The following is a 16,931-nucleotide window of genomic DNA, read 5'->3' on the forward strand; positions in this document are numbered from 1 at the left end:
AGTGGAAATAAAATACGTATATACTAGATACGGAATCTATGAAAGAGGTTGATATAATGAAGACATTTCTTTCCGCCTTACAATGGGCACTATTTATTTTAGCAGGAAGCCTTATTGTACCAATTAGTGTCGCAACTAGTTATGGTCTTGATGGCGCTGAAGCTATCGCATTCATACAAAGAACATTATTTGTTCTAGGCTTTGCTGGTCTCTTGCAAGCTATATTTGGGCATAAACTTCCTATTCAAGAAGGTCCTGCTGGCCTTTGGTGGGGAATTTTCTCCCTTTACGCAAGTTTAGGCGTCATATTATTTGGATCAAGCAATGAGACACTTAAAGTTCTTCAATATGCTTTCTTATTAAGCGGTATTATTTGCATTATTCTTAGCGTTTTTGGACTCATTGATAAACTAGTTCGCTACTTTACACCGACAGTTATTGGAACATATTTATTTCTTCTTGTCACGCAACTCAGTGGCTCCTTCTTAAAAGGAATGTTTGGTCTTGATGGACAACATACAGAAGTACAACCAAAAGTATTTATTCTTTCACTCATTGTTATTTTACTATCCTTTTTCGTTATGAAGCTACCTATTATTGGACAATATTCCGTTCTCTTCAGTATTGTCTGCGGCTGGATTTTATTTGCATGCTTCGGATTATCTAATCCTGTAACACCTGTAACAGACATAATCCGGCTTCCATCTCTATTCGTTTTCGGAATGCCTCGCGTTGAATGGAACATGGCAATTACAGTCATTTTCGTTACACTATTACTTCTAACAAATATGTTAGCAAGTATTCGTGTTGTACAAAAGGTTGTTTCTAAATACGAAACAGATGCAGCTCCAGATCGCTTTAAACAAGCTGGCATTATAACGGGAATAAATCAATTGCTAGGCGGTCTATTTTCAGCTATTGGACCTGTTGCTATTTCTGGATCAGCAGGATTTATTGCAACGACTAATATTTATAAACGCCTTCCATTTATATTAGGATCAAGCTTTATTATTGCCGTTAGTATATTCCCAAAGATCACTTCATTCTTTGCAGCAATCCCAGTTGCAGTTGGTTATGCCGCTATTTATCCTGTATTCGCAAGCATGATTGGCCTCGCCTTTCGAGAATACGAAACTGTCCAGGATAAAGAACGATTATTTAAAGTAGCCGGTCTTTCCATCTTTACAGGAGTCGGGGTTATGTTTGTTCCAGCAGGAGCATATTCCACACTTCCACCATTTCTAGCATCTTTTTTAAGTAACGGTCTCGTTCTTGGATCTGTAATGGCAATCTTGCTAGAAATACTATTTTCTCGTTCCACAGCAAAACAACTATCGTAAATTGGAAAACTTCCATTATTGCACTCTACCTTTAGAGTTGTTACGATAAAATCAAACTTTAATCATTGGGGTTTTATTCATCCCCAATGATTATTAACCAATATTATGAGCAACACACTCATAATAATTTATCTACTTCTTTTCAAAGAGGTTTGATGTCTTACTATTATTCCTCAACATCTTCATGAACATGTATTTTGATTTCAATTAAAGAAAGGAATTTTCTATATGACTTATAAAATGATTGTTTTAGATTTAGATGATACTTTATTACGTGATGACCATACTATTTCACCTCGTACGAAAGAAGCTTTAATGACTGCACAAGAGCAAGGGGTAAAGGTTGTACTTGCTTCTGGACGTCCAACGTTTGGTATGCGCAATGTAGCCAAAGAACTTCGTTTAGAAGAATACGGCAGTTTCATTCTATCTTTTAATGGTGCAAAAATTATTAACTGTAAAACAAACGAAGAAATCTTTAGTAGTACGCTATCTCCTGAAATCGTTCACAACCTATTTGAAATTAGTAAAACTGAAGATGTATGGATTCATACTTATATGGGCGATGATATCGTAACGGAAGAAAATAACCCTTATACTGAAATTGAGGGCGATATTACTGGTATGCCAATTGTTGTAGTAGATGACTTTAAAGCCGCAGTTAAAGAGCCGGTAGTAAAAGTATTAATGAATAAAGAGGCTGAACGTCTTGTTGAAGTTGAAAAGAAACTACAAAAACAACTAGAAGGCCAATTAAGCGTGATGCGTTCAAAACCATTCTTCTTAGAATTTACTGAATATGGTGTTACAAAAGGAACAAGCCTAAACCAACTCATCCAAAAACTTGGTATTAAACGCGAAGAAGTTATCGCAATGGGCGACAGCTATAACGACCAAGCGATGATTGAATTCGCAGGTCTTGGCGTTGCAATGGGTAATGCGCCAGATGATATTAAAGAAATTGCAAACTATGTAACAGATACAAATATGAACGATGGCGTTGCAAAAGTTGTAGAGAAATTCGTTTTAAAAACAGAAGTACTTATTTAATATTTTCATTCATAAAACCTATTTGAAGTCAAACACTTCAAATAGGTTTTTATTTAAATTCTCGTGCTTTTGTGACTATATTTTGAACTTTGCACTATTCTCGTAGTGTAAACTTTCTTTTTGTATATAATGAAACAAAATAGACTATTTTATTTTGAAAAAGAATACAAATTTACTATAAACAAGCATACGTTAAAGGAGGCTACTTTACATGTTATCTACACCAATCGGACGATTAAGAGCAATTGGACTAGTTGAAGGGATTTCTTTCCTATTACTATTATTTGTAGCAATGCCATTGAAATACTTCGCAGGATTTGCAACAGCTGTTAAAATTACAGGCATGGCTCATGGTGTTCTATTTATTCTATTCATCTTTGCAGTCATTCAAGTAACAATCGTACACCGTAAATCAATTTTATGGGCACTTGGGGCATTCGTTTCATCAGTTATCCCATTTGGTACTTTTGTACTAGATGCAAAATTAAAGAACGAGCAACAATGATAATAAAAAGGTAGTTAACGACTGTTAACTACCTTTTCTATTTACCCCGATTGGTGAGGGCTGATAATCAGTAGGGGGTGAACAAAACCCCACTGATTAAAGTTTCACTTTACAAATTTGGAATTTCCCAATCAATTTCTCTCTCATCCATATTAGCTAAAATCGTATTTACTTTAGAGTACGGCTTACTTCCAAAGAAACCACGTCTTGCTGACAATGGGCTTGGATGTACAGATTCGATAATATGATGATTTGGATTCGTAATTAACTTCCTCTTCGCCTGTGCATGGCGTCCCCACAATATGAAAATAACTGGTTTTTCACGTTCATTTAATAGCTCAATTACACGATCAGTGAAATACTCCCATCCTTTTCCTTTATGAGAATTTGCTTCACCTTGCCGAACTGTTAATACAGTATTTAATAATAAAACTCCTTGCTCTGCCCACTTTACTAAATAACCGTTATTTGGAATGTCATACCCATATTCATCTCGAAGTTCTTTATACATATTTAACAACGACGGTGGCGTTTTAATACCGGGTTGCACAGAAAAGCTTAAACCATGCGCTTGATCCGGTCCATGGTATGGATCTTGTCCTAAAATAACGACCTTTGTATTTTCATAACTTGTATACTCTAGAGCGTTAAAAATATCTTCTATCTTTGGATAAACAACATGTGTACTGTATTCTTCTTTCAAAAAATTAGCCAATTCGCGATAATATTCTTTCTCAAATTCTGGTGCCAATAACGGCCCCCAATCATTTTTTAAAACATTTTCCATACTGTCACTTCCTGTCTAATTAATTCAACATATCCTGTTTTGTAAATACTATGAACGAAATAATAAGGGAAACAACTGCCCAAACAGTTAAATTCATCAAAGAAAATCCCATCGATAAACCTTGTAATGCAGGTAATTTTCCTGATAAATAATCCGTTAATGATAGGTTCACACTAAAAATATATTTTGCGCCTTCCCAAGACGTTGCAAATGAACTTAAAATACCACCTGCAATTAATGCAGCTAACATAACACCCATACCAGCTGGTGTATTGCGAATTAAAACAGAAACCATAAACGATATAGTTCCGACAACGATAGCAACAAACCAAGCTAATCCGTACGCCATTAAAATATATTGCCACTGCGGAATAAGATGTACAAAATTCGTATTTAACGTTTCCTTATCAATGACAAATCCAGTTAAAACAGGTAAATTCCATCCCGAGTACCCAAATACAAGCCCTGATAATATGTAAGCAAACAAACCTACAAGAAACAGTATGAGCGAAATGAAAAATAACATCGTCACGTATTTACTAAGTAGTATTTTCCAGCGCCGAATCGGCCGCGTAAGTAACATCTTCATCGTCCCATCACTTCGTTCTCCCGAAACGATATCAATAGCGACAATCATCACGAGAAGCGGAATAAACAATGTAATTCCTTGTTCAATAAATGCTCTGACAAAAGTCGGTGCACCCGGTGCCATCGGGTTAATATCATGATCTAAATAATATTGTTGTTGCTCAACTCTTACTTTTAACCAATCACGCCATTCTTCTGGCAACCTAGAATTGTTCAACCGGTTCTGGGAATCAACAATTTGCTGTTGTAATGAAACTTTCCAATCCTTTGTACCGAGTCTTTTTTGTGTCGTTTCTATTTCACGATACTGCGCATACACAAAAAGCGGGATCAAGATTGCTAAAATAAGCATGACAACAAAAATACGTTTCTTACGGTAAATCTTTTCTGATTCATTTAAAACTAGATTCGCAAATTCACGCATGCTGCTCACCCCTTGTGAGTTCAATAAATAAATCTTCTAGCGTAAATACAAGCTCCTTAACGCTATGCACATCTATCTCATTTTCTACAAAGTGTTTATTCCAACTACTTATAGATGCAATATCCATGCGGCATAGTAATCGCTCGCCTTCTACACTCACTTCTCTTACTTCCTCGGCCGCTTCTAGCATATCTTTCGCCTTAGAAATTGGTGTAACAATCCATTCTACACGATCACTTGCTGTTTTAATTAACTCTTCAACCTTGGCAACTGTTATCATTTTTCCTTTATGAATAATTGCAACACGATCACATATCATTTGTACTTCACTTAGCAAGTGACTTGAAATAAACACGCTCATATTTTCTTCTTTCACAAGCGTATGTATAAATTCTCTAAGTTCTCTAATCCCGGCTGGATCTAAACCATTCGTTGGCTCATCTAATATGAGCAACTTCGGATTCCCAAGGAGCGCCTGCGCAATTCCAAGGCGCTGTTTCATACCGAGTGAGTACGTTTTTACCTTGTCATGAATTCTTTCATCCAAATGAACCATTTGAGCAATTTCAATAATACGTTCATCTGATATATCACCTAACATACGAGCAAATTGCTTTAAATTTTCCCATCCTGTTAAATATGTATACAGTTCTGGGTTTTCAACGATACTCCCAATTTGACGCATCGCTTCTCTGAAATTTTCCTTAATTGAATAACCACCGATAGAAATCGTACCTTCTGTCGCCTTAATCAATCCGACTAACATTCGAATGGTAGTCGTCTTTCCAGCACCATTCGGTCCTAGGAACCCGAACACTTCTCCTTGCTTTACATCAAAGGAAATATTCTCTACAAGAGTCTTCTTTCCAATTACCTTCTTCAAGTCTTGCACGGAAAGTATCGTCGTCATTTTACCCCTCCTTGTTCTAGTTTTAACTTACTCACAACATTTTGAACTAATCGTTCTGCCATATATGTGTACCCTACTTCATTCGGGTGAAAATGATCAGAGTATAATAAATCTTTTCCACGGTTTTGGAATAAATCAAATGTCGGTGTAATATATACATTTTTATCATTTAACGCTAACTTCTCTAAAGAAGCGTTCCAATCCACAACAATGTTTGAAGACCCTTTTAAATCTTCTACATCTTCAAAAGGATTATATAAACCTAGCCAAAAAATAGGGCTATCTGTATTTAACTTACGAATTTGTTCTATAATTTTCTTAGCTTCATTTTGGAACGTTTCCGTATCAGGACGGTATGTTTCTAAATCTATCTTTCCAAGCGATTCCCAGCCTGGAAATAAATCATTTCCGCCAATTGTTAAAACGATCACATCTGCTTGCTTAATTGAATATTGAGCACCGCTGCTTTCAATTTGTTTTAATAAATCAGGCATTTTCGCACCACTCACTGCCAAGTTAGTTAGTGCAACCTTTTGCTTATAATCTTTTTGTAAATCTTCTTTCATTCGTCCAATATAGCCAATGCCTTCTTTATCACCGACGCCGCGCGTTAACGAATCACCTAAACTAACGACTTGCAATGTTCCCGTTTTCTTTTTCTCTTTTGCTACTACATCCGTTTTCTTAATTAAACTTGAAGCTTTCGGATTTAATACATCATTTACACCTGAAACAAAGCCATATGCAAATAAACAAAAAGATGCAATTGTAATGAGTAGGATTACTTTTACTACTTTTGATCTCATGTCAAAACCCCTTTTAGCCCTCTTAGATTGTCCATAATTATACCAAACGAAATTTTGAAAAGCGATTTTCACACCTTCCCTATCACGTTGTTTCTCTATTTACTAACTTTGGTAATAACTCTATATGTTTCACATCTAATTTCTCTGCATTAATCTTTTCATATAATAATTCAAACGCTTTTATCCCGACATTTTTACTAGGATGGGAAATTGTTGTTATACCTAATATATCTGCTACCTCTTGATCGTCACATCCGATAATCGTCATATCTTCTGGAATTCGAATTCCTTGTTTTTTTGCTTCTGTTACCATTCCCGCTGCAATATGATTACAAGATACAAGAAACGCCGTCGGTTTTACAGACATACGAGCCCATTCTCTAATTACGTTACGTCCATCTTCCACCGTAAAACACTCTTCAAATTTCCAAGTCTCTAACGGTGTTACGGTACTCTGTTGAAGCGAATCTGCATACGCCTTTTTTCGTCTTTGGCTATTAATGCTATTACTTCTTCCAATGCAATATCCAATACGTGTATGACCGACATCTATTAAGCTTTTCATCCCATGCGAAAATACTTTGTAGTAATCAATATGCACACTTGAAATGCATTTCGAATCTATTTCTTCACACATAACAATCGGGCCGAATTTCGTATATTCTTCAAGTTTCTCCTTACTATTGGCACGGGAACATATAATAACCCCATCAAGCTTTTTCATTTTTAACATATGTAAAATTTCTAGTTCTCTTTCTTCGCTGTAATTTGTCTGGCAAAGCATCATATTATAATTATTCTTTGCCGTTTCTTTTGATATCCCCTCAATAATAGCACTATAATATTGATCATTTACGTGTGGCAATAAAACGCCAATTACATTCGTTTTTCCTTTCACTAAATGAATCGCGTTCACATTTTGCGTATAATTCAATTCCTCTATAATCGCTAAAATTTCTTTTCGTTTCTGTTCATTCACGTATGGATGATTATTTAGTACACGCGAAACGGTTGAAACCGATACCCCGGCAAGTTCAGCAATCTTTCTTATATTCGTCATCTCATTTTCCCCTTCCCCTCAAAAATTTTCACTTGACCTGGTAAGCTTTCCACAATATATCCTTTCCTAGCAAATACATTTAGAAAGGATATGCAACTATGCTTCGATTCAAATTAGAATATATATTTTTCATTGGCGGTTTACTCATTCTTGCCATCGGTATTAATATGATGACGACAATTACTTCCTTTGGACTTAGCCCTTACGATTCCTTCTTTATTGCACTATATCAAAATTTCGGGATAAGTATTGGTTTTTGGATTTTCATGATTAACTTTGCTTTTACACTTATCGTACTCTTTTGGAATAAAAAACAAATTACAATCGGCACAATTGTAACGATGATTCTTATTTCTCTTTTTGTTGACTGGATTGGTTCCATTACAATTATTATGGACGCTATCCGCTCTCTTCCAAAATATATAACACTTATTTGTGGAAATCTATTTGTCGGAGCTGGCATTGGCCTTTATGTCTCAACAAACCTTTGCGCAGCACCTCAAGAAGCTTTCGTTTTAACAGTTGCTGAGAAGAGAAAATGGACGTTTAGAAAAACAGAGATTTCATTGGCTTTTCTATTTTTAACATTAAGCTTCTTATTAGATGGACCCATCTATTTTGGAACAATTATCTTATCCTTTACAACAGGTTGGATCATTCAAGCATTTATTCAAATTGGTACGCAGATTTTAAATAAAAAAGAGCCTATTAAGCAAGCTGCTTAATAGGCTCTTTTTTATTTTATCCCGTTATTTGTGGGCAGTAAAACTTCCACCTCAAAGTCCAGCAAAGGCAAAGAAGTTAGGCGGGAGATAACTTCCCCTAAATGCCCGATTGGTGAAGACTAATGATCAACTTAGGATGGACACCCCGTTTCACTTTATGATAAGAGATACTACTTAGCATCCCCTTCAATTCGATAATTTGCTTTCACGCAATCAATTTCTTCATACCCTTGCAATGTATGTAGAATGTACTCGTAATCCGCAAGAGAAGCACGATGCGTTACAATTACAATTTCTGCTTTCCCTTTCTCTTCAAGCGGCATTTGAATAATTTTCTCAAAGCTAACTCCGCGCTCAGAGAACAATGAAGTAATTTTTGCAAATACACCAATTTCATCTTTTACATGCAGTCTTAAAAACTTTTTCACGACAATTTCGTCTGGCTCTTTTAATACTTTTTGATATTGCGGGACTACAGCACTATTTCCTGTTACCCCTAGTCTAATATTTTGCATCACAGCAACCAAATCCGAAACAACCGCTGTTGCTGTCGGTAAGCTTCCTGCTCCCGGCCCATAAAACATCGTTTCTCCTACCGCTTCACCGTACACATACACAGCATTATATTCATTTTGCACTGCCGCAAGAGGATGTGTATTGGGAAGTAAAGTCGGTTCAACTGTAACCTCTAATTTTTCGCCATCTCTCTTTGCAAGACCAATTAATTTAATTGTATAACCTAAGCTCTTACTATATTCAATATCTTCTTCTGTAATAGAAGTAATTCCTTTTACTTTCACATCTCCAAGCTCTACGTTTGTAGAGAAACCGAGAGTAGCTAAAATCGTCATTTTTCTTGCCGCGTCTAAACCTTCTACATCTGATGTTGGATCTGCTTCTGCAAATCCAAGTTGTTGGGCTTCTTTTAACACGTCGTTATATGCTCTCCCTTCATCTGACATTTTCGTCAAAATAAAATTTGTCGTTCCATTTACAATTCCCATTACTTTCGTAATAAGATCTGAAGAAAGTCCTTCTACGATGCTTCGCAAAATCGGGATTCCTCCAGCTACACTTGCTTCATAAAACAAATCAGCCTTATTATCCTTTGCTACTGCTAATAGTTCCGCTCCGTGTAACGCCATTAAATCTTTATTTGCAGTCACAACGTGCTTCCCACTTTGTAAAGCTTGTAAAATATATGCCTTTGCATCATCAATGCCACCCATCACTTCGATGACAACATCAATATTTGGATTATCTAAAATTTCATTTGCATTTTGTGTTAATAGAGTAGAAGGTACCTCTACCTCTCTCTCTTTCTCAATGTTTTGCACCAATACTTTCGTTACCTTCACTGGACAACCTACTTGGTGTATAAGTCGCTCTTGATGATCTGTAATAATACGAACTACACCGCTACCAACTGTTCCAAGACCTAATAGACCAACCTGAATTTCTTTCATAATACTGTCCACCCCTCAAAAATTGTGTTTAGATGAAATTATATGAGTAAAAAATATGAAAAACAATGTATTTTGAACATTCGGAAAAATAAAGAGTAATCCTTACAAAGAAAACGTTGCCACGTGTTACACAATCTTTTTTTACAATACATAAGGGGTTTCTTGATACACGTAATAATTCAACCAATTAGAGAATAATAAATTCCCATGACTCCTCCACCTAACAAGCGGCTTTTCATCTGGATTATTATGTTTAAAATAATTTTTTGGCACGTCAATATTTAACCCTTTGTCACGATCTCGTTCATATTCTTGTTTTAACGTCTCACAACTATATTCACTATGTCCGAGGGCGAAAACTTGCCTTCCTTCTTGCCCAATAACAAGGTGAACACCAGCTTCTTCAGAGTTTGCTAACAACGTTAATTCTTTCACCCCTCTAATATCACTCTCTCGTACTTCTGTATGACGGGAATGTGGGGCAAAAAACAACTCATCAAACCCCTGTAACAGTTTCACATGTTGCTCACAGACTTCATGTTCAAATACACCGAACATTTTTTCCTTAAGGGGATACTTCGGAACGCCGTAATGATGATACAAACCAGCCTGTGCCCCCCAGCAAATATGAAGCGTAGATGTTACATTCGTTTTTGAATACTCCATAATACGTTTAAGCTCTTCCCAATAATCTACTTCTTCAAAAGAAAGAGTTTCAACTGGTGCTCCTGTAATAATGAGTCCATCAAATTTTTCATTTTCAATATCACGAAACGTTTTATAAAAGCTTGTTAAATGGTCCTGCGCTACATTACGAGACAGATGTGATTCCATATGAAGCAAATGAACATCTAATTGCAATGGTGTATTTCCAATTAATCGAAGTAATTGTGCCTCTGTGTCTTGCTTCGTTGGCATTAAATTTAATATAGCAATTTTCAATGCCCGAATATCTTGTGTTTCTGCTCGTTCCTTCGTCATTACAAAAATATTTTCTTTTTGCAATACTTTACGAGCTGGTAAGTCTTTATCAATTATGATCGGCATGTTGTTTGCCTCCGACTAATGCCGCTTCTAAATCTGCAATAATATCAGAAACATCTTCTATACCAACCGATAAACGAATTAAATCAGATGTAACACCAGCTAAACGCTGATCTTCAGCACTTAATTGTCTATGCGTCGTACTAGCAGGATGTATAACACAAGTTCTTGCATCAGCTACATGCGTTACGAGAGTCGCTAGTTTTACATTTGCGATAAATTCTTTTGCTGCTTCTAATCCACCTTTAATACCGAAAGTTAAAACTCCACTAGCACCTTTTTTCAAATACTTTTGTGCTAACGAGTAATTTTCATTACTATCTAACCCCGGATAACTCACCCATTCAATACGTTCATGGTTAGCAAGCCACTTGGCAACTGCGAGAGCATTTTCGCTATGACGCTCCATTCGTAAATGCAGTGTTTCTAAGCCAATATTGCTAATATACGCATTGAATGGGCTCATACAATTTCCATAGTCTCTTAACAGCTGAACACGTGCTTTCACAATATAAGCTGCTGCCCCAAAGTTTTGAACATAGCTTACGCCGTGATAACTTGGATCTGGTTCAACAAGCTCAGGATATTTCCCTTTTGTCCAATCAAAATTTCCTCCATCAATTACAATGCCACCTAAAGAGCTTGCATGCCCATCAATATATTTCGTCGTAGAATGAACAATAATATTTGCTCCATGTTCGAACGCTTGGCATAAATAAGGAGTCGCTAATGTGTTATCAACGATAAAAGGTACTTCCAGCTCTTTGGCTGCATCTGAAAATTCTTTGAAATTTAAAACGTTCATTGCTGGATTTCCTAACGATTCTGCATAGATGAGTTTCGTCTTATCATTAGCAAGTGCCACAATTTCATCTGCTGCTAAATTTGGATTAAAGAACGTAACATCAATGCCAAGCTTACGTAAACTTACTCCAAATAAATTAAACGTCCCCCCGTAAACTGTTGAAGAACAAAGAAGATGATCTCCACTACTACAAATATTTAAAACTGCTAGCATAATGGCTGCCTGCCCAGAAGCTGTTGCAACCGCTCCTACACCGCCTTCTAAATCTGATAACTTCTGCTCGAATGCAGCTAGAGTAGGATTGCCAATACGCGTATATATATATCCTTCTGCCTCTAAATTAAATAGTGCTGCTAAATCATCCGACGTATCGTATTTATACGTTGTACTTTGATAAAGCGGCAAAACACGTGGTTCACCATTCTTTGGTGTATAGCCACCTTGCACACAAATCGTTCCTTTTCCCCATGATTCTCCCATCTCTCATTCTCCTTTCTTTTATACAAAATAAAAAACTGCCCCTTTCCTGAAAATAAGAAAGGAGCAGTTTAAAAACACGCTCTAAAGGCTCTTTCTTATCTCTCAGGATTATTACCTGCAGGATTTGGCACAATTCCGTTATACGGCTGTTGCCAAGGTTTCATCGGGCCTGTCCCTCCACCTTTTCTTGATAAGACTATGCAATTACCGTTGATTTTATAGCAATAATTTCCTAATGTCAATCGATTTTTCCGAATGTTCTAAAATAAATGTTAACAGTTTTATAGAAAGCAACAAAAGAAATATATTCCATTCTATTTCAAAAAAGACCTTTAAAAAACTCAAATCAATCTATAAAATTAAATAAGTAACTTAAACTATAAATTCAAAAAATCGCCCTACATATTGAATAAGCAATCCTCTCAAAAAGATACTATACATATTCAATCCATTTCACACTAACATCTGCAACCTTTTCCTACTAAGACTTGCATAACGGAGGTATAACATGACAAATACAAAAGACATGCATTATATAATCGTCTTATATGGCATTCTTCTAGGATCCATAGTAGGCGCTACAGTCTGGCTATTTTTAGTTACGATAAATATCGGAATCCATTTTATTTGGGGTTATTTACCTAGCGTTTTCTCTTCCCCCCCTTATTACACCCTTTGCGTAACCACAATCGGCGGGATTCTTGTTGGTTTATCACAAAAATACTTTGGTACATATCCACGTCTTATGCCAGAGGTTATGGATGAATATAAAAAAACAGGTAGGATTGAATACCGTTTTGTCCATCAAGCTACTTTAACTGCGATTATTGTCTTAATATTTGGGGCTAGTCTCGGTCCAGAAGCCGCACTTGTTGGAATTATTGGCGGACTTTGCACATGGGTTGGTGATCGCTTTAAATTTGCTTTAAAGGGAATGAATGAACTAACAGAGGTTGGAATTGGTGCTACTTTAAGTGTCATTTTTAATGCACCATTATTCGGTTACTTGGCCCCAAATGAAAATGAGAGTGAGCAAATTAACGAATTTTCTAAAAGAAAAAAAGCAATTGTATACTTAACTACTACTTTTGCAGGTTTTTCTGTTTATTTACTACTGAGTAAACTCGATAATCGAGGATCCTTTATTGTTGATTTTGGAGAAGGTTCACTTTCTTTCAATGAATGGATCGCATTTCTCCCGCTTGCTAGTATTGGTGCTATAATTGGTTTCTTTTATTTCAAATTAGAATTCATATTAGAGAAGTTAATTCATCCTTTTACAAAGTACAAAATTACACTTGGAATTATCGGTGGTATTTTATTAGGAATTGTAGGCACTTTTCTTCCGTACACATTATTTTCAGGGGAACATCAATTAAAAGAATTAGTTGTTGAATGGGGGCATTTATCCTTTTGGATACTACTTCTTTCAGGAGTTTTAAAGCTATGCATTACTGCCGTTTGTTTAAATACGGGGTGGCGTGGTGGACATATTTTCCCAATTATATTTTCAGGGTCAAGTATTGGATACGCTATAGCTTCTATTCTTCCTATAGATCCAGTAGCATCTGTGGCCATCGTAACGACAGCGATTTCGAGCTATGCGTTACGAAAGCCAATAGCTATAACTTTGCTATTACTTATGTTTTTCCCGCTTAATTTACTATTACCAATGCTCGGGGCAGCAGCGATTGGTAATGCATTTCCGCTTCCTAAACGGAACGAAACTACAAATTAATAAAGTGAAACTTTAATCAGTGGGGGTTTTGTTCATCCCCACTGATTATTAGCCTTCACCAATCGGGCGTTTACGGGCAGCCCGACCCCCACCTAACTTCTTTGCTTCCGCTGAATTTTGAGGTGTGGGTCTTACTGCCCGGCAAATAGCGGGATAAAAGTAGGCAGTAGGGACAAAAATTCCACTGCCTATTTTTGTTATACATGCCGCTTCAATAGAGCGTATAAATCTTCAAAACTATGCACTTCATATGTTGGCACAATCTCGCTATCATTTAATTTCTTTTCTGGATTAAACCAACAAGTATCAATTCCCGCTACATATCCACCTTTAATATCGGCGCTTAATGAATCCCCAATAATAAGCCCTTCTTCAGAAGCAAAGTTAGGAATCCGTTCAAAAACATACTCAAAATACTCTTTCATCGGCTTTTGAAAACCTGTATCTTCAGAAACAAAAATACCTTTAAACAATGAATGTAACCCTGCATTACGTAAACGTTTATCTTGCGTCTTAGAAACGCCGTTTGTCACTATATATAAATCATACTCATTTTGAATTTGATTTATAAATTCAAATGCACCTTGTATGAGTTGATTTCCTTCTTCTAAGTAGCTACGGTAATTATTTTCGAATAATATCCCATCTACTTCTTCCCCGTACTCTTTGAATAAAATGGAAAACCGTGTATTTACAACTTCATCGCGGTTGATTTCGCCTTTTTCAAAAACATCCCAAAGACCTTTATTAACTTTTTTATAACGCGCTTCAACCTCACTAGTTAGAGGAATCCCTTTCTCCTCAAAAAGCATACGTAATGCCACTTTCTCCGTCTTCTGGAAATCTAACAGTGTATCATCTACATCAAACAACAATGTTTTATATTTTTTCATAAACCCCTCACACTCTCTTTTCTACAAAAACAAATTTAAGTAAATCGTATCATTCTTTCTTGTAAAAATAATAGGCGATATCTCATACTAAATATGAGGTGAAAATATGAAAGTCAGCAAAAACAACGAAGAAATTTCTCATTACATGCAAACTTACAATCTCCACACTCTTTTTTCTTTTGATGTCTTACCGTATGCTGAGCTACATTCCTTTCAAAAGAAAGAAAAGATATGTACTGAAGGGGTTGATTTCCCTTATCTTTATTATTTAATTTCTGGGAAAGCAAAAATATATATGAGTCACAAAAACGGAAAGGTTTCATTAATTAACTTTATTCAAGCACCTTCGTTCATTGGAGAATTAGGATTAATTGGTGTAGAATCCTTTACTAAAGCAGTTGAGGTAATCGATGATTGTATTTGCTTAGCACTTCCTCTTAAAGATTGTCAGCATCTTTTATTGCAAGATGCTACCTTTTTACAGAAACTATGCAAATTCATTGGCGAAAAAACAATTGCCCGAACAGAAAGTTATGCAAAAAACAATAGTTATCCGTTCGAAAATCGATTAGCGGCGTTTATTCTATTAACAGAACAAAATAATTGCTATACCGAAAAACATACCGAAGCCTCAGAATACTTAAACGTCAGTTATCGTCACCTTTTATACGTATTAAACCAGTTTTGCCAGCAAAATTATTTAAAAAAAGAAGGCCGAACATATTATATACAAGATCGAAGTCAATTAGAAAAACTTGCTGATGAGTTAAAAATATAAAGAAACAGCATTAACGTTTATGTTAATGCTGTTTCTTTGAGTGGCGATTATAATTTCAATTAAAATTTGCTTGCTACTTTAGCTGCTTCTTCAAGACCCGCAGTAATGATTTCTTCTGCTTTATCTGGGAATTGGTTATGTCCTTCAATAACCACTGTTTCCATGTTTGTTGCACCGAAGAAGCCCATCATACTTGCTACATATTTAACGGCCATTTCTACTTCAGCCGCTGGACCTTCAGAATATACGCCACCGCGTGCGTTTAATAATGCGATTTTTTTATCTCCAATAAGTCCAACTGGACCTTCTGGTGTATATTTAAACGTTTTACCAGCACGGTTTAAATAATCAATATACGTGTGCAATACTGCTGGAATCGTTAAGTTCCATAATGGGAAACCGAAAACAACTTTATCAGCTTCTAAAAATTGATTTAAGTACTTATCAGCAACTGCTACTGCCTTTGCTTCCTCTTCCGTTAAATCAAATCCTTTACCTGCTTTGAATGTACCATTAATCATGTCTACGCCTACATATGGTAATTCTTCTTTATATAAATCAAGTTCTACTACTGTATCATTTGGATGTGCTTCTTTATAGTTTGCTAAAAATGCCTCATATAATTTCACACTAACTGCTTGTTCCGCTGGACGATTGTTTGCTTTTACGAATAAAACTGTTGCCATTATTTCTTCCTCCTAATACTCACTCTTACGTTGTTATATGTTTTTAAAAAAGGTATCCCTTGTAATTGTTGTTTTGTTGCTTACAAACATATTTTATCTTTATATCAAGACAATTTCGTCCTCACATAGACGTATTTTTCCATAAAAAAAGTCCACCTCCTAAAGGCGAACTAGGTCTTACGACTTTCGTCTTATACAATCCCATTTTTCACTGCATATAATGCTGCCTGCGTGCGATCAGATAAGTTTAATTTACTCAAAATACTACTTACATGTGCTTTAACCGTTTTTTCTGTAATAACTAAAACAGAGGCAATTTCTTTATTGCTCATCCCTTTTGCTAATAGTTGTAACACTTCGTTTTCTCTTGCTGTCAATACATCTACATGAACGAAATGTTCCTCTGCCCTCTCTTCTTGAGGCAATGTTTGAGAGATAAGGGTGCTCGCAATATCGGGATGTAATTGAATATTACCTTTATATGCGCTTCTAATAGCTTCAACAAGTTGATCCGGTTCTACATCTTTTAAAATATAACCACTTGCTCCTGCTTTTAATGCCGGTAAAACATGTGCCTGATCAGAAAAGCTAGTTAATACGATTACTTTCACATCTGGATATTCATTTTTTATACAAGCTGTCGCCTCAACGCCATCCATTTCAGGCATATATAAATCCATTAGTACAACATCAGGATTTGTTTCTCCTACTTTCACTAATGCTTCTTTCCCATTATTTGCTTCTCCAACTAACTCTAAATCTTCCTGTGTACTCAAGAAAAATGCTAACCCTTTTAAAACGACTGTATGATCATCAACTAACAATACTTTTATTTTCACAAACTTC

At 35.9% G+C, this 16,931-nt stretch carries 17 protein-coding genes and 1 riboswitch; of the genes, 6 read left to right on the forward strand and 11 right to left on the reverse strand.

Annotated features, from left to right (window positions below; genetic code table 11):
* The first annotated feature begins 56 nt into the window (after window positions 1–56).
* The 3 genes from BTOYO_RS13040 to BTOYO_RS13050 all read left to right on the forward strand — a co-directional run bounded on the left by BTOYO_RS13040 (window position 57) and on the right by BTOYO_RS13050 (window position 2,895).
* A complete protein-coding gene (locus tag BTOYO_RS13040) occupies window positions 57–1,340 on the forward strand; it encodes a purine/pyrimidine permease (protein WP_000847016.1) in 1,284 nt (427 codons plus the stop codon).
* Between the two features lie 228 nt (window positions 1,341–1,568).
* Window positions 1,569–2,390 carry a Cof-type HAD-IIB family hydrolase gene (locus tag BTOYO_RS13045; protein ID WP_000221386.1) on the forward strand — a complete coding sequence of 274 codons (822 nt, stop codon included), beginning with the start codon at window positions 1,569–1,571 and terminating at the stop codon, window positions 2,388–2,390.
* A 211-nt stretch (window positions 2,391–2,601) separates the two neighbouring features.
* A complete protein-coding gene (locus BTOYO_RS13050) occupies window positions 2,602–2,895 on the forward strand; it encodes a DUF3817 domain-containing protein (protein WP_000953396.1) in 294 nt (97 codons plus the stop codon).
* A 109-nt stretch (window positions 2,896–3,004) separates the two neighbouring features.
* On the opposite strand, the gene BTOYO_RS13055 is transcribed toward BTOYO_RS13050, so the two are convergent.
* Genes BTOYO_RS13055 through BTOYO_RS13075 form a run of 5 tightly spaced genes read right to left on the reverse strand, consistent with a single transcriptional unit; the run spans window position 3,005 to window position 7,470 of the window.
* Window positions 3,005–3,682, reverse strand: coding sequence for a uracil-DNA glycosylase (locus BTOYO_RS13055; RefSeq protein WP_000432533.1), 678 nt, complete (start codon window positions 3,680–3,682; stop codon window positions 3,005–3,007).
* Between the two features lie 19 nt (window positions 3,683–3,701).
* The gene (locus BTOYO_RS13060; protein ID WP_001206471.1) at window positions 3,702–4,694 is read right to left on the reverse strand and encodes an ABC transporter permease subunit; all 993 of its coding nucleotides are present in this window, start codon (window positions 4,692–4,694) and stop codon (window positions 3,702–3,704) included.
* Window positions 4,687–5,604, reverse strand: a complete 918-nt coding sequence (locus tag BTOYO_RS13065) for an ABC transporter ATP-binding protein (RefSeq protein ID WP_000207703.1) — start codon at window positions 5,602–5,604, stop codon at window positions 4,687–4,689. The genes BTOYO_RS13060 and BTOYO_RS13065 overlap by 8 nt, the downstream gene beginning before the upstream one ends.
* On the reverse strand, window positions 5,601–6,482 hold the full coding sequence (locus tag BTOYO_RS13070; protein WP_002092964.1) for an SGNH/GDSL hydrolase family protein: 882 nt from the start codon (window positions 6,480–6,482) through the stop codon (window positions 5,601–5,603). Before BTOYO_RS13070 ends, BTOYO_RS13065 begins: the two co-directional genes overlap by 4 nt.
* A 10-nt stretch (window positions 6,483–6,492) precedes the next feature.
* Window positions 6,493–7,470: a LacI family DNA-binding transcriptional regulator gene (locus tag BTOYO_RS13075; protein ID WP_000181952.1), complete on the reverse strand. Its 978-nt coding sequence runs from the start codon at window positions 7,468–7,470 to the stop codon at window positions 6,493–6,495.
* Window positions 7,471–7,568: 98 nt separating this feature from the next.
* Here BTOYO_RS13075 and BTOYO_RS13080 point away from each other — a divergent pair, with 98 nt between their 5' ends.
* Window positions 7,569–8,195, forward strand: coding sequence for a YczE/YyaS/YitT family protein (locus BTOYO_RS13080; protein ID WP_000943407.1), 627 nt, complete (start codon window positions 7,569–7,571; stop codon window positions 8,193–8,195).
* A 170-nt stretch (window positions 8,196–8,365) separates the two neighbouring features.
* Here the strand turns inward: BTOYO_RS13080 and BTOYO_RS13085 are convergent, their stop codons facing one another.
* The 3 genes from BTOYO_RS13085 to BTOYO_RS13095 all read right to left on the reverse strand — a co-directional run bounded on the left by BTOYO_RS13085 (window position 8,366) and on the right by BTOYO_RS13095 (window position 11,990).
* The gene (locus BTOYO_RS13085) at window positions 8,366–9,661 is read right to left on the reverse strand and encodes a homoserine dehydrogenase (protein ID WP_000659113.1); all 1,296 of its coding nucleotides are present in this window, start codon (window positions 9,659–9,661) and stop codon (window positions 8,366–8,368) included.
* A gap of 141 nt (window positions 9,662–9,802) precedes the next feature.
* On the reverse strand, window positions 9,803–10,708 hold the full coding sequence (gene metA / locus BTOYO_RS13090; protein WP_001121528.1) for a homoserine O-acetyltransferase MetA: 906 nt from the start codon (window positions 10,706–10,708) through the stop codon (window positions 9,803–9,805).
* Entirely contained in the window at window positions 10,692–11,990 is a 1,299-nt protein-coding gene (locus BTOYO_RS13095) for a bifunctional O-acetylhomoserine aminocarboxypropyltransferase/cysteine synthase (RefSeq protein ID WP_000504770.1), read from the reverse strand. The genes metA and BTOYO_RS13095 overlap by 17 nt, the downstream gene beginning before the upstream one ends.
* 92 nt (window positions 11,991–12,082) lie before the next feature.
* Window positions 12,083–12,187, reverse strand: a riboswitch (SAM riboswitch).
* A gap of 311 nt (window positions 12,188–12,498) precedes the next feature.
* Here BTOYO_RS13095 and BTOYO_RS13100 point away from each other — a divergent pair.
* Complete coding sequence (locus BTOYO_RS13100) at window positions 12,499–13,728, forward strand: chloride channel protein (protein WP_000185593.1); 1,230 nt, start codon at window positions 12,499–12,501, stop codon at window positions 13,726–13,728.
* Between the two features lie 197 nt (window positions 13,729–13,925).
* On the opposite strand, the gene BTOYO_RS13105 is transcribed toward BTOYO_RS13100, so the two are convergent.
* Window positions 13,926–14,621 carry a YjjG family noncanonical pyrimidine nucleotidase gene (locus tag BTOYO_RS13105; protein WP_000760212.1) on the reverse strand — a complete coding sequence of 232 codons (696 nt, stop codon included), beginning with the start codon at window positions 14,619–14,621 and terminating at the stop codon, window positions 13,926–13,928.
* A 106-nt stretch (window positions 14,622–14,727) separates the two neighbouring features.
* Here BTOYO_RS13105 and BTOYO_RS13110 point away from each other — a divergent pair, with 106 nt between their 5' ends.
* A complete protein-coding gene (locus BTOYO_RS13110) occupies window positions 14,728–15,399 on the forward strand; it encodes a transcriptional regulator YeiL (protein WP_000868705.1) in 672 nt (223 codons plus the stop codon).
* A 59-nt stretch (window positions 15,400–15,458) separates the two neighbouring features.
* Here BTOYO_RS13110 and BTOYO_RS13115 read toward each other — a convergent pair whose 3' ends face one another.
* Complete coding sequence (locus tag BTOYO_RS13115) at window positions 15,459–16,085, reverse strand: FMN-dependent NADH-azoreductase (protein ID WP_000246726.1); 627 nt, start codon at window positions 16,083–16,085, stop codon at window positions 15,459–15,461.
* Window positions 16,086–16,276: 191 nt separating this feature from the next.
* A complete protein-coding gene (locus tag BTOYO_RS13120) occupies window positions 16,277–16,924 on the reverse strand; it encodes a response regulator (protein ID WP_000695810.1) in 648 nt (215 codons plus the stop codon).
* Window positions 16,925–16,931 lie beyond the last annotated feature (7 nt).

Source organism: Bacillus toyonensis BCT-7112, assembly GCF_000496285.1.
Classification (GTDB): Bacteria; Bacillota; Bacilli; order Bacillales; family Bacillaceae_G; genus Bacillus_A; species Bacillus_A toyonensis.